Origin of the sequence: Wolbachia endosymbiont of Rhagoletis cingulata (genome assembly GCF_048537655.1) — a bacterium.
Classification (GTDB): Bacteria; Pseudomonadota; Alphaproteobacteria; order Rickettsiales; family Anaplasmataceae; genus Wolbachia; species Wolbachia pipientis.
In genome coordinates this window covers 279,403-293,123 of sequence record NZ_CP175927.1, presented here as the reverse complement: position 1 = coordinate 293,123, position 13,721 = coordinate 279,403, and the positions used below count along the sequence as shown (strand labels likewise).

The 13,721-nt window shown below is 36.6% G+C and carries 13 protein-coding genes; 6 read left to right on the top strand and 7 right to left on the bottom strand.

Going from position 1 to position 13,721, the window contains the following annotated elements; translation table 11 throughout:
* The first annotated feature begins 12 nt into the window (after window positions 1-12).
* Window positions 13-1,560, top strand: coding sequence for a group II intron reverse transcriptase/maturase (gene ltrA, locus ACJZL3_RS01370; protein ID WP_006280223.1), 1,548 nt, complete (start codon window positions 13-15; stop codon window positions 1,558-1,560).
* Window positions 1,557-2,285 (top strand): Rpn family recombination-promoting nuclease/putative transposase, encoded by a 729-nt coding sequence (locus tag ACJZL3_RS01365; protein ID WP_007550709.1) that lies wholly within the window; start codon window positions 1,557-1,559, stop codon window positions 2,283-2,285. The genes ltrA and ACJZL3_RS01365 overlap by 4 nt, the downstream gene beginning before the upstream one ends.
* Window positions 2,286-2,391: 106 nt before the next feature.
* Here the strand turns inward: ACJZL3_RS01365 and ACJZL3_RS01360 are convergent, their stop codons facing one another.
* Window positions 2,392-3,747 carry a phosphomannomutase/phosphoglucomutase gene (locus tag ACJZL3_RS01360; protein ID WP_022626332.1) on the bottom strand — a complete coding sequence of 452 codons (1,356 nt, stop codon included), beginning with the start codon at window positions 3,745-3,747 and terminating at the stop codon, window positions 2,392-2,394.
* A 127-nt stretch (window positions 3,748-3,874) separates the two neighbouring features.
* Here ACJZL3_RS01360 and ACJZL3_RS01355 point away from each other — a divergent pair, with 127 nt between their 5' ends.
* From ACJZL3_RS01355 to ACJZL3_RS01345, 3 genes are all read left to right on the top strand, one after another.
* On the top strand, window positions 3,875-5,959 hold the full coding sequence (locus ACJZL3_RS01355) for a hypothetical protein (protein ID WP_419198828.1): 2,085 nt from the start codon (window positions 3,875-3,877) through the stop codon (window positions 5,957-5,959).
* A 521-nt stretch (window positions 5,960-6,480) separates the two neighbouring features.
* Window positions 6,481-6,732, top strand: coding sequence for a hypothetical protein (locus tag ACJZL3_RS01350; RefSeq protein ID WP_010081945.1), 252 nt, complete (start codon window positions 6,481-6,483; stop codon window positions 6,730-6,732).
* Complete coding sequence (locus tag ACJZL3_RS01345) at window positions 6,722-7,237, top strand: IS110 family transposase (RefSeq protein WP_022626334.1); 516 nt, start codon at window positions 6,722-6,724, stop codon at window positions 7,235-7,237. Before ACJZL3_RS01350 ends, ACJZL3_RS01345 begins: the two co-directional genes overlap by 11 nt.
* Before the next feature lie 352 nt (window positions 7,238-7,589).
* Here the strand turns inward: ACJZL3_RS01345 and tsaD are convergent, their stop codons facing one another.
* From tsaD to ACJZL3_RS01325, 4 genes are all read right to left on the bottom strand, one after another.
* Window positions 7,590-8,597 (bottom strand): tRNA (adenosine(37)-N6)-threonylcarbamoyltransferase complex transferase subunit TsaD, encoded by a 1,008-nt coding sequence (gene tsaD, locus ACJZL3_RS01340; RefSeq protein ID WP_010962772.1) that lies wholly within the window; start codon window positions 8,595-8,597, stop codon window positions 7,590-7,592.
* Window positions 8,598-8,753: 156 nt separating this feature from the next.
* Window positions 8,754-8,918: a hypothetical protein gene (locus ACJZL3_RS01335; protein WP_022626335.1), complete on the bottom strand. Its 165-nt coding sequence runs from the start codon at window positions 8,916-8,918 to the stop codon at window positions 8,754-8,756.
* Window positions 8,919-9,036: 118 nt separating this feature from the next.
* On the bottom strand, window positions 9,037-9,774 hold the full coding sequence (locus tag ACJZL3_RS01330) for a WD_0702 family putative metalloprotease (RefSeq protein WP_010081987.1): 738 nt from the start codon (window positions 9,772-9,774) through the stop codon (window positions 9,037-9,039).
* A gap of 528 nt (window positions 9,775-10,302) precedes the next feature.
* Complete coding sequence (locus ACJZL3_RS01325; RefSeq protein ID WP_010081988.1) at window positions 10,303-11,439, bottom strand: cysteine desulfurase family protein; 1,137 nt, start codon at window positions 11,437-11,439, stop codon at window positions 10,303-10,305.
* 155 nt (window positions 11,440-11,594) lie between these two features.
* Here ACJZL3_RS01325 and ACJZL3_RS01320 point away from each other — a divergent pair, with 155 nt between their 5' ends.
* A complete protein-coding gene (locus ACJZL3_RS01320; protein WP_010081989.1) occupies window positions 11,595-12,293 on the top strand; it encodes an alpha/beta hydrolase in 699 nt (232 codons plus the stop codon).
* Window positions 12,294-12,531: 238 nt separating this feature from the next.
* On the opposite strand, the gene ACJZL3_RS01315 is transcribed toward ACJZL3_RS01320, so the two are convergent.
* Window positions 12,532-13,206, bottom strand: coding sequence for an ABC transporter ATP-binding protein (locus ACJZL3_RS01315; protein WP_010962776.1), 675 nt, complete (start codon window positions 13,204-13,206; stop codon window positions 12,532-12,534).
* 39 nt (window positions 13,207-13,245) lie between these two features.
* Window positions 13,246-13,707, bottom strand: coding sequence for a HesB/IscA family protein (locus tag ACJZL3_RS01310; protein WP_010081891.1), 462 nt, complete (start codon window positions 13,705-13,707; stop codon window positions 13,246-13,248).
* Between the last annotated feature and the right edge of the window lie 14 nt (window positions 13,708-13,721).

The window sequence follows — 13,721 nt, the reverse complement described above, 5'->3', positions numbered from 1 at the left end:
GTAGGAAAGCAGATGATTACAAGTACAACTGTAAGTGCACCTACCAATAACTCCGAAGCATGGAACCAGTTACCCTGGAAGAAATGCCAAAAAGTTGTTATGAGGCTACAGAGGCGTATTGTTAAGGCTGTCCAACAAGGCAGATGGGGTAAGGTGAAAACTTTACAACACCTTCTCACACGCTCTTTTAGCGGCAAAGCTTTGGCGGTTAAGAGAGTAACTGAAAACCAAGGAAAAAACACAGCAGGTGTAGATCGTCAAATATGGTCAACTTGCAACACAAAATTTCAAGGAATAAAGCTATTAAAACAAAGAGGATACAAACCTTCTCCGCTAAAACGGATATACATCAGTAAGTCTAATGGCAAAAGAAGACCTCTTGGAATCCCTACGATAAAAGATAGAGCCATGCAAGCATTATACTTGTTTGCTTTGGAACCGATAGCTGAAACGATCAGTGATCGTCACTCTTATGGTTTTAGACCAAAAAGATCCTGCGCAGACGCTACTGTGGCTTGTCACTTGTTACTGGCAAGCCGTAACCAACTACAATGGATACTCGAAGGTGATATTAAAGGGTGTTTTGATAACATTAACCATGAATGGCTCATGAAGCATATTCCTATGGAGAAGAAAATTCTTCATAGCTGGTTAAAAGCTGGCTTCCTAGAATCAAAAACTCTGTATTCCACAACTGCAGGTACCCCACAAGGTAGTATCATCTCTCCAATACTAGCAAATCTAGCCCTAAATGGACTTGAAAAATCATTGGAAAGTCAATTTGGTAAACTTGGCAGTAAAAGAAGAAGCAAAATCAGAAGTGGAGTAAATGTAATCAGGTACGCAGATGACTTTATCATTTCAGGAATCACACGTGAAGTACTGGAAAATGAAGTAAAACCTCTAGTATCGTCCTTTCTTCAGGAGAGAGGTCTTATCCTTTCCGAAGAGAAAACAAAAATTACATCTATTACAACAGGGTTTGACTTTCTTGGTTGTAATGTACGCAGGTATAATAAGAAGTTAATTATAAAACCTTCAAAAGAAAGTATTAAGAAACTTCTTAATAAAGCACGTACATTGATAAAGGCAAACATAGCGAACACTCAGGCCGTACTAATCAAGTTGCTCAATTCCCTATTAAGGGGATGGGGAAATTACTACAGCCATGTGTGTGCGAAAAGAGCTTTTAACAAAATAGACCATGAAATTATGTGTGCTCTATGGAAATGGGCAAAGAAAAGACATCCTCGTAAAGGATTACGTTGGATAAAGAATCGTTACTTCAAGGTAATGAAACAACGCCAATGGGTCTTTGCTGCACCCATATGCAAGAACAAACCGAAAGAGATAAGGTATTTAAGACTGCTTAGGTTGATTGATATACCTATCAGACGACATGTTAAAATCAGGGCGGATGCAAATCCACTTGACTTAAAATGGAAAAAGTATTTTGATGAAAGAGTGAAACAAACAAAAATGTTAGCAAGCTCTTTCTCAAGAGAAGGTTCTCTACTGTTGGTGTCACCATTAAGAATGATGTTTTCTGAGGAATCATGAAGGACAAGCCGGTTCGAGAAAAGAAGGACTTAGATAAGGGGCTCAAGCGTAGTGTGGGGAAACCTGCATGCTGCGTTTCTAAGGGAGGGAGTAGTAGCAATACTACTTCCTTACCTAACCAAGTTGCCAAAACTAAAGGCTTTGAAAAACGCGCTCAATATTACGCTGCTAAAGCTTATTCAAGGCAAGCTGATAAAGGTGATCAATATCAGGGTCTTAAAGAAATCATTTTTATAGCTATTGCTGATTGTATTCTCTTTCCTAATAAATCTGAGTATAAGTCAGATCATGTAATGTTAGACAAAGATAGCTATGAACATGATTTAAAAGATTTTTATTTTACATTTATTGAGTTACCAAAATTTCCTAAAACTAAAGAAGACCAATTGGAGAGTATAGTTGAAAAATGGATCTATTATTTTAAATATGCAGATGAAACTAGCGAAGAAGAATTGGAAAAGATAATAGGTAGTGATGTAATAATTAAAAAGGCATATGAAGAACTAAATAGATTCAACTGGTCAGAGAAAGAATTTATTGCCTACGAACAGGAAATAAAACGTATTCGTGATGAACGGGCTGTTCTTGAACAAAAACTTGATGATGCTAAAAAGGAAGGAAAAATTGAAGTTGCAAAAACAATGCTAGCTAATAATGTTGATGTCACCACTATTGTTAAGTTTACTGGCCTCTCCATGAGTGAGATCAAAGAATTGCAGAATTAAGTGGACCCGCAAACGGTTACACGAAATAATGCTGCAGCCTGACCAGGTGATAAGTACATTTAGCCTATTTATCTTTATACTTTCATGTCAATTTTATAAATCAAATTTATTTCTGTGAGTAGCTACAATTTAAAGACCTTGCTTCATCAATGTAATGGAACAAAACCTTCTTAGTAAGTTCAAAACCCTCTAAAGTCTCTCCTTCGCATCTTGCTGTAATGCAGTTTTGCGTATTTGATACCCTAAGAAGCCACCAACCTTTATTATCGGTTACCTTAACACCATCAAGATCTGAAAATACAATATTTTGCTGCTCCAGTGTTTTCTTTATTGACTCAATTATTTGAAACTTTTTCTCATCTTTCACTACAATCTTCACTTCATGAGTGATATATAACTTCGGTAAATCCTCAATCACCTGAGATAGGCTTTGGTTTTTCTTAAGCAAAATGTCAACTGCTTTAACAGCAGAATATAGCCCATCATCAAAACTTAGCTCAGAAAAGAAGAAGTGCCCGCTTAATTCACCAGCAAACTTTGCCTCTTCCTCTACCATCTTCTTCTTAACTAGTGAATGTCCAGTAGCACAGGTGATAACTTGCCCTCCTAACTTGCTAACAAAATCATGCACTTTCATACTCATTTTTACGTTAGCAATAACTTTGCTTTCTGGATATTCCTCCAACACTTCACGTGCAAAAATTATAAATAAATGGTCATTGGAAACAACGTTGCCTTTATTATCAATTAAGCGCACCCTATCGCTATCGCCATCTAGCGCAATGCCAAGATCACATCCATATTCCTTCACAATGTCAATTAATTGAGCAAGATTTTTTTCCTCTATGGGATCTGGATCATGCAGTGGAAATGCCCCATCTATAGAGTTATTGGTTACGATGTGCGTATGACCAGGCAAGATCTTTTCAATATACCTTATAATTCCACTTGCTGGACTATTTCCACAATCCCAGGCTATTTTTAATTTCTGTGTAGTATCGTTCTTCACTGCACTTTTCAATATGCTAATGTACTCACTATATATATTTATGTTAATTAAGCTTCCAATTCTTGTGCTGTTTTTAATTGGACTGCTTATAATTTCCTTCATTTCTTGATCTGAGAAGACTTTTTTATTACTAAAAAATTTAAAGCCATTATATTCGCTGGGGTTATGAGAGGCAGTTATTATGATACCAAGATCCGCCTGTGTGATTTGTGTTGCAGCGTAAAGCATAGGTGAAGAGCATAGCCCAACGCGTATAACATTTGCACCGGATAAAGTTAAGCCCCTAATTAATTCTCTTTCTATACCTGGTGAATCTATTCTGCTGTCGTAGCCGACACAAACACTAGCTACGGTTTGGCCAAACTTTCTACCTATCTCGTACCCATCATTAATCTGCAAATCTTTGCCTACTATACCTCTAATATCGTATTTTCTTATAATGGTATTGTCCATACTGTACTTCTTGAAGTGACTACTATATAATATTTTGGCCAAATGCTCAAGTTTATTTATCCAACAATTAGTTGATTTTTTAAAGAAATCTGTTAATATTATAGTATATTTTTTAAAATGTAAAATTATGCCACAGGAAAACGAAAATGTATTTATAGCTGAAAGTCAAAGTTTAGATGTAGATGAACAAAAGAAAAATGATACTTTAAATGTCATTGAATCTTGCAACGATCTTCAGGATTTTATCAAAAGACTGGAGGAAGAAAATTTAATCTGGTACTTTATTGGTCCTTTACGCAAAGATGAGGACATTACAGGACAGATAAATTTAAAGTGGGAAAAGGAGTTCCAAAAATTTGAGCAATCAATAGACGCAATGCATAAAGAACTTAAGTCGTCTCTGCCTGGTCAAAATTTCTTAGTGTATCCAACAAAGGATAATGACTTCAAAATTAGATTTGAAAATGAAGAAAAACCAATAGAAATTAGCAATATTTTAAGGACCAGCAGTGAAGGTAAGGTTTATAACATATCTTTAGGGAAAGATAGTCAAATAACTGCAACCAAAAAAGGCAGCGAAAGGCACTATGATTTTACTGGTTCAAGCTCATGTGAAATGACCATTAATTGGCAGGCTAAGGATTCTGAAGGTAACAGCATAGACTGTAGCATGACCGTAAAATTGGATTCTGGTGGTATACAGAGTGTTATTGGTGAGCCAAAATTTGGAGGAATAACGAGTTCAGAAGAAGTATTAAAGTTAGTTGGACAAAATAAAGAAGTTTTTATCAACGGAAAAACTCTGTATCAAGCTTTTACTGGCATATCCAAGAGTGTAGACGATCAGCAAGTACCAGCAGAGGAAATATTTACAAAAGATCTACATATATCACCACAGTCACCTACACCAAGCAGCAGTGGGTATTCCTCTCCTAGCACACCTTCTTCACGTAGAAGTTCTATATCCACCAACAGTGAATTTAGTGATGAAGATGAAATATTTGAGGATGATATGTCTGGTGATGAAGAAGAGTATGAGCAAGAAGGATTAAAAGATGAAGTTGAGGAATTAGAGGAAGAAAAAGAAACATTTGCTAAATATTTTGCAGTGCAGGCAAAGCAGCTTGAGGATCTAAGATTAGAACGTGACTCCTTGAGAGATAAAGTCAATGAACAACAGCGAGCGATATTTGAAAGAGGTCAAAGAATAAAGGAACAAGAGGAAGAACTACAGGATAAAAATGATGTAATAAAGAACTTAAATGATCAGTTGAAAGATAAGGAAGGTGAAACAAATGAGGCAAATAAAGAATTACAGAGAAAATTGAAGCAAAGTGAAGCTAATTTAACTGTACTAAAGGAAAAGAATGCAAATTTGGAGAATGACCTGAAGAAAATAGTGGAAGGTTTAAAGGATGATCATAAAAAGCAGTTGGCAGAACAGTTAATGGAAACAAAAAAGGAAAACAATACATTGGCTGAAACGGCGAGCCAATTGTCTAAAGAATTAAATGAATTACAGAGAGAAAAGGAAGATTTAGAGAGGGAAATTCGACAACTTGAACCTGGAAGATCACTTGCAGATGAGCTAAGCGAAGAAAATACGAAGAGGGAAATAGAAAAACTTCAATATCAACTTAAGGAAAAGGAAGGGATGTTAACGTGTACACAGGAAGAGCTGGCATCTGTCAAAGAGAGTCTAGAGCAACTGCAGAACATATTACAGCAGGAAAAAGGTCAGGCAACTCAAACTGAAGTTGAATATGAAAGTAGAGGAACAAGCATGCAGCAGCAAGACCAAGGTATACAAGCTGTAAACAACAACTCAAGCAGAACAGCTAGTGGGTTAAGACAAGAAAACAAAAAATTGACTAGAGACAAACTAACTATATCTGAACAATTAAAACAAAAAATAAGAGAGATTGACGAGTTAAAGAAAAATTTAAAGCAACTGCAAGAAGAAAATAAACAACTAAAACAAGAAGTTACCAAAAATGCAGGAGTTGATGCATCATCTTCAACAGGTCAAAAAGAAGCTAAAGAAGCAAAAGTTATACCGCAAAACATTATGGATTGGCCTGTTCCAATTCCAGATGATAAACCGGAAGAGCAGAAAACTCCATTAGAGCCAATCAAGGTAAATACAGAATTATCAGATCCAAAATCAATCCCTGCTGAGGGTCCGGAAAAATCTCCTCCTCTTTCAAAATGATGAGTTTTGCTTCTATAGCTGACCCAAGCAACACGTCATCCCGCGATTTATTCGCGTTATCTCAGCCGCTAACACGTAGCGGGATACTTAACCGTCATACCGTGATTTATTCACAGTATCTCTTAGCCACTAACAAGCAGCGGGATGACAGCAATCCTACGTCATGCCGCCGCGGTACCTCTAGATCCCGCTAACTAGTAGCAGAATGACGAATTTTTGTTTTTCAAATTATAGCTAAACATACTGTAATTGCTATTGAATGATGGAGAGACATACTCCATTATTTTAGCACGAAGTAACAAATTCAATGAATTGGTTCTTCAAAAATAATTTAAACTTTTACAGTAGGTCATGAAATATTATAGCGATCTCATTAAAAGAAACTTTTATAAGTATCGTTGATGAGAAAGGAAAAGTTGTTAAGGAAGAAGTTGTTGCAAGCGAAAGTAAGGCAATAGCAGATTAGCCAAGGCAAAAAATACGAACCCATAGGAATAGAAAGTGGATAGTTGTCAATATCAATGTGCAAAGAGTTAAGGAGTTTTGGATTACCAGTAATTTGTGTAGATGCAAGGCATATGGCAGCAGCGTTGTCTGCAAGAATCAATAAGAATGATAAAAACGATGCGAGGGGTATAGCGCAGATGATGAGAAGTGTTAGTAAAATCAGTTGTCAAATTAAAATAGCGCTTGGAAGCAGAAGACAGCTAATGTGTAGCAAACAGCAGGTTATTGGAACAATAAGAGGGTTGTTGAAGATACATGGTCGGTAAAGGATCAAAATTTGAAACTTTCGCTTTAAGAATACAAGAGGCAATAAATAATTTGGATGAAATCAGTAGGAGTTCAATTGAAGCGTTAGTTTGTAGTTTGGAAGCAATAGAAAAGTCATTAAGAAAGCTTGACAAAATGCTTTCAGAACAAGGTGAAAAAGACGATGATTGTAAATTGTTAACTACTGTTCCAGGAGTGGGGATTATAGTAGCAATGACGTATAAAGCTGCAATTGATAACCCACATAGGTTTGAGAAATCTGATACAGTTGGAGCATATATAGGGTTGACACCAAGGCAATATTCTTCTGGAGAAGTTGATCGGCATGGCAGCATATCAAAGATGGGACCAGCGGAATGTAGAAGTATGTTATATGAAGCTGCACAAACAATGCTTACAGTTACCAAGAGGACATTTAAATTAAAAAACTGGAGTTGCGAAGAAAAAAGGAATGAAAAAAGCAATTGTAGCAGTAGCAAGAAAATTAGCTGTAATTATGCATAGGATGTTGGTTGATAAAACAGAATTTTATTATCAATAAACATCAAAAGAGCATAGGACAATAATTTTATTGAAAATAAAGATAGCAATGCCGATGGAAGGGACAAGCAAGAACTTAGTTAGACTTCGTGGTAAACATGTTACCGTCCACTTCCGCCTAACAAGTATAATGCGGCTTGACAAGTTTATTGTCATCTCAGACCGCGGAGAGAACCATATGCTACTTTTCACTTATGTAAAATTACCAAGGATTATGGAGAAGATATGCTGTTTTGATTTGTGTGAAAATTATTGTTGACTTATGTGCAATTAGAGAACCTAAGTCACTTTAGCTATAATTCAGAATTGAGAGCTTTTAATAACTCTCTAACTCCCACTTAGGTCTTGGTGCAAAATTAAGTGGATCTATATAATTTTTCTGTAACCTTTCAATTCCTGTCCATCCAACCATAATTGCATTGTCTGTACATAGGTCGTTAGGGGGAAAAAATATGTTTAAGTTTATGTGTTGTTTTAATTTTTCTCTCAAGAAATTATTTGCTGCAACTCCGCCGGTAATCACAAAGTCATTGATTTTGATATTTAAAGATTCGGCCATAATAATTGCATTACTAACCCTGTCCAGCAGTATGTCACTAATACACTCTTGAAACGAAGCACATACATCACACACATCTTGCTCGCTCATTTTAAGTTCTTGTACTAAGTTTTTTACTGCTGTTTTAATCCCAGAAAACGAAAAGTTACATCCAGAACGTTTTATCATTGCCCTTGGCAGTTTGAATCTTGTGCCATTGCCTTTTTTAGCCAACTTTTCAATTAATGGGCCTCCTGGGTAGCTTAAACCCAGCATCTTAGCAACTTTATCAAATGCTTCTCCTAGTGAATCATCGAGCGTTTCTCCAAGTTTAATGTATTTACCTACATCCTGTGCAATTAAAAATTGACAGTGACCACCTGATATTAGTAGGACTAAAAATGGAAATTTTACCTCATGCAGTAACCTAATAACCAATGCATGCGCTTCTAAGTGATTCACTGCAATGAATGGTTTTTGTGCTACATGCGCAATTGCTTTAGCCATCATTGTACCAACTATTAATCCACCTATGAGTCCTGGTCCTGATGTTGCTGCAATTGCATTGAGGTCACAAAAGTTAAGGTTAGATTTTTCCACGGCGCTTTTTATTAGACCACTTAAATGCTCCATATGAGCACGTGAAGCTATTTCAGGGATCACCCCACCACGTTTTTTGTGTTCTGCTTGGGAGAGAATTTCGTGAGCAAGGACTTGCTTGTCACTATTTACAATCGCTACTGCAGTTTCGTCGCAGCTTGTTTCAACAGCTAAAATGGTTTTCATGTATATTTAGTTACTGTATTACCAAAACTATACTTTGAAACGCTGTAGAAGTTAACTGCAAAGTTAACTTCTATAGCTAAAAGATTTACCGACAACCGTCATTCCGCTACGTGTTAGCTGATGAGATACCGCGCACAACTGTACGAACATTCATTCTTAAAGGTAAACTGCACAGCAAATGGTGTCATTCCAGTGCTTGACACTGGAATCCAGCCTTGCCGTAATCTCATCAAGAACGTTGTGTTTTAACATAAGATCAGCCACTTTTATGCTCACCAACTTAGTGCCCAATCCAAATTCCTGGATTCCAGTGTCAAGCACTGGAATGACACCATCTACTACTCAAATTACCTGCAAATTGCAATGTTCGTACACCAAAAGAATGAATCGCGGTATGACGGTTCGCGGCGGCATGACGTAGGAAAACCTGTACTATAAGCTAATCATCATCTCCAAATATAGAGCTAATTTTTTTGCCCCCAGGAGAAAATTTATTAGTCCAACTGCTTTGCACTTTGGTTACGTCTTTAGTGGCAGTTTTATTGCTGTATTCCTTGATTTCCTTATCTATTCTCTCCATCATTTGTGAATCAAGGTAGCTCTTTTTCCATTGGCCAGTAGCAAGGAACACTTTGTTTAAGTCTTGAGTGCGGATTAAGTATTCTTTATCTTTAGGGTAAACCTCCTGCGCCCAAGCAAATAGCTCAAAATAGCGTGCAAATAATTCAGATGCACGTGATTTTGCAGTTTGATAAGCCTGTATCTCCTTAAATATAACTTGGCCGATAATTTTCTGCACAAGAATATTTGCTTGCTTTAGGTTCTGCTCAATATCCTGGTAAACTTTATGGAGAAATTCCTGTTCCAAACTTAAGTTCAGTTCATTTTCAACCATGTGTGAAAGTTCATGCACTATAATGTATGGGTTTGACTTCCTCAGTACAATAACATATCTATTTACACTGGAAGACCTGATTGTCTTACACACTCCCTCTTCCATATCCACTAATCCCTCTTGGTATATTTCAAATGAGAGCCTGTTTTGCTTTATTAGTGATAAAGTGAGGTTTAATGTGTTTCTAAACTTCTCAAATTGATAGAGATATTCGACATACCGTATTGCATTTTCACTGCTTCCTACTTGAGTTGCTTGTTTTATTAAATTCCTGATTAGCATACCTTATTATTAAAGGAATTCTTTTTATACTCAAGAATTGATTGGCTACAAAGTGTTTTTAGGAAGCCTGATTGCATAGCTAAAGTAATTCATGTTTACTGATAACCGTCATACCGCTGCTTGTCAGCGGGATCTATGGTGAGATACCGCGAATGAATCCATAGCTGTACGAACATTCATTTTTGAAGGTAAATTGCACAGCAAATGGTGTCATTCCAGTGCTCTTTTTTTGTCATCCCAGTCTGGGATCTATTTTGCATGTAACTCCAATTGTGTTTTGGCATAAAACGCGACACGTATTAGACTTATTTGCAAGCAAAGCTTGCTAGATCCAAGTAGTCAGGACACTGGAATGACACCATAGGGGCACTGCCGTCATAAAGGAACCAGTGTCAGCTACTTGGATGACAGCTAGCCTAACAACCGTCATCCCGCTGCTTGTTAGCGGGATCTAGAGATACCGCGGGGTTGTAAAGTAATTTTTTACATCTAATGCTCGGCCAGTGCCTGCATGATACCACGTATTATCTATACCAAGGTGTTCTGCTTGTAGATATTATACCAACAATCCACTATTTTTTTTATGTCTTGTGGTTTAGTTTCTGGACCTATACTGATTCTAATTGAACACTCTGCTTGCTCTTTTGTTGCCCCCATTGCAAGCAAAACATGGGAAGGCTCAACTTTTCCAGAAGAACATGCGGAGCCATTACTAACTGCAATATGATTCAAGTCAAAATGCATAAGCTGCACATCACTCTTTACTCCTGGCATATAAATAAAACTTGTGTTTGGCAGCCTCTTAGAGTTTTTACCGAAGATTCTTATGTCACTGGCAAGATTTAATAATTCACACTCTAATTGATCACGTAGCTCCTTTACTTCATCCATTTTTGATAGAAGGTCTGGAATATTTTGCAGTGCAGCAGAAAGGCCTGCAATCGCAACAATATTTTCCGTACCACCACGAAATCCCTTCTCTTGTCCACCACCTATTATAATAGGTTCTATCGCAAGTTCTTTATTGAATATTAAAACTCCACTGCCTGCTACACCGCCAAATTTATGGGCGGATAAAGTGAGTAAATCCACTCCTAAATCTTCCATATTAACTTTAATTTTCCCAACACTTTGAGCAGTGTCAGTGTGGCAAATTGCTCCAAATTTGTGGGCTATTTCAGCTATTTCCTCAATAGGTTGAATAACTCCGGTTTCGTTATTTGCCATCATAACTGAAACTATTGCTTTGTTTCCTTTAAGTTCGCTTAGAATTTTTTCTAGCTCTAAAAAGTCAACAATGCCCTCCTGATTAACAGGTATTATATATGGATTACATGCAGAATTAAGAATTGAAGGATGCTCTATAGCTGAAATTATATGCAGGTAGCCTGCTATTCCTCTCATAACAAGGTTATTCGCTTCAGTTGCACCAGACGTAAAAACTATTTCTTTATCACTTGAGACGCCAATAGCACCACGTACGTTATCTCTTGCATCCTGAAGAATCTTCCTCGCTTCTTGTCCTCTTTTATGTAGTGATGATGGATTGAGCGTTTGTTTTAACAAGACCTCAAATATACTTTTTTTTACATTTTCACTAATTGGAGCAGTTGCATTGTAATCAGCATATACGCAACCACTATTTTCTAAAGAGAATGGACTCATCTGTCACTTAAATAAGTTTACCATCAACTATAGCCATAACTATGTACGTTAGCTTTAACACGATAAAAAATTTATTGCAAAAACAGCGAAATTAATACATAATTAATAACTCACGTCATTAATACCTGTCAAGCGGGTTCTTATTAGGGGTTACCATGGTTGAAGTTTTTTTGAATAATGCAACAAGAAAGATAGAAGGTGAATACCACCAAAGCAAAGATGCCAACGCGCCGGTTGTGCTGGTTTTACATCATCATCCTCAATATGGTGGTAATATGGATAGTAAAATTGTACATAGTACATATACGTCTTTTATCGATAACAATTTTTCTGCATTGAAAATTAACTTTCGTGGTGTGGGAAAATCTACCGGAACTTTTGATAAGGGTATAGGAGAATTAACTGACGCTGCGGTAGCCATTGATTGGCTTCAGGAACATAATCCTAGCAATGTTCCAATTTGGATCGCTGGTTTTTCTTTTGGAGCATGGGTGGCTATGCAGCTAACAATGCGCCGCCCTGAGATAGTGGGTTTTATTGCTCTTTCTCTTCCGGTAACTAAGTACGATTTTTCTTTTCTTTCTCCCTGTCCAGTTTCTGGGCTTATAATACAAAGCAGTAATGATACAATCTCAGAAGAAAGCGATGTAACAGAATTAGCAAAAAGGTTGATAAATTCAGTAAGAAGTGATCACATGAAATACTATATAATAGATGATACTAATCACTTTCTAAAGGATAAAGAAGAGGAAGTGACTCAAATCGTGGACAATTATATAAAACTGCGCTTGAATAGTGCAACTATTTCTTTTCAAAAGGTCAAAAAAGAGGTAAGGGTAAAAGAATATGCCTAATCTTTACAAACAAGAGAAATGAGTGTAGTAATATAAATGAAAAGGTTTTGTTATGTTTAAAAAGCTATTATTTTTTGTTTTAGCTGTGTTTATGTTATCGGGGTGTTCCCTAAGTAAACAGCGTAAGTTAAAAAGTCCGTGTATAAAAAGCAATGAAAGCATTTCATGCGAGTTGTACTCTGTTAATGATCATTGGTTAGATAAGTATAAGGCATAGAAATTGTGCTATTTTTCCTATTCACAACTTCACTAATGATCGATCTCTCAATTGGAAAATGCAGTCTGCCTTTTCTGCAAGGAGATGATTGTGTGTTACTATAAGCATAGAGCTGTTATTTTCCTTTACGTATGAATGTAGCAGTAAAAACACGTTAAAAGAATTTGTTGGATCTAAGTTTCCTGTTGGCTCATCTGCAAGTAAAAGCTTTGGAGAATTTACAATGCTTCTTGCAATTGCAACTCTCTGCCTTTCCCCACCCGAAACTTCAGATACCATGCTACTTGCTTTGTTTTCCAGACCAAATTTTTCCAACATTGCTTGCGAATTTTTTTTTGCTTCAGCTTTGCTTTTTCCTGCAATGAGTTGAGGAAGCATAATATTTTCCAACACCGATAACTCTTGTAACAAATAGTGAAATTGATAAACAAAACTAAGAAAATTTCTTCTTACATGAGTTTTATGCTTATTACTGGCTTGTGTGCAATTTATTCCATCTATCGTAACTATACCTGAAGTTGGCTTGTCCAACAAGCCTGCGATTTGCAATATAGTTGTTTTCCCTGCACCTGAATCGCCAATCAGCGCTACTACTTGCCCTCTTGTGACACTTAAGTTGATATCCTTTACAACAGCAGAATTGTTCTTGAAGCTTTTATCTACGGAAGTTAGTTCTAGTGCTACATTACCACCCATGTTTAAAAGATCCAGAAGGCATCTAAGTTTTAGTAATAATTAAACCGAAAAACTGTTACCACAACCACATTGAGACTTAGCAAAGGCATTCTTTATTTGAAAACCAGAACCACTGAGATCCTCAGTATAATCTATAACTGAGTTATTTAAAAATTTTGCTGAACAATTATCAACCATTAATACAGGGTTTCCATTTTCATCATTAATTACTATATCTTTACCTTTTTCGCTAAAACTGGAGTGGCTTCTATAGTCCTCACTTTCTTCATAGTCATCATCTTCGTCTTCGTCATCAAACTCATCATCGTAATCATCGTCTTCATCATCCAAAGATAGATTTTTATTCATTTGATCCATAAGAAAATTGTATTTGAAGCCAGAACATCCACCACCTGAAACTGCAACCCGTAAAATGGAACTCTTATCCCCTTCCTGCTCTGCAAGAGAGTGGATTTTTTTTAGTGCATTATCAGTTAAGTTGATGTTGTAATTTGTTGACATAGTAACCACCGTTT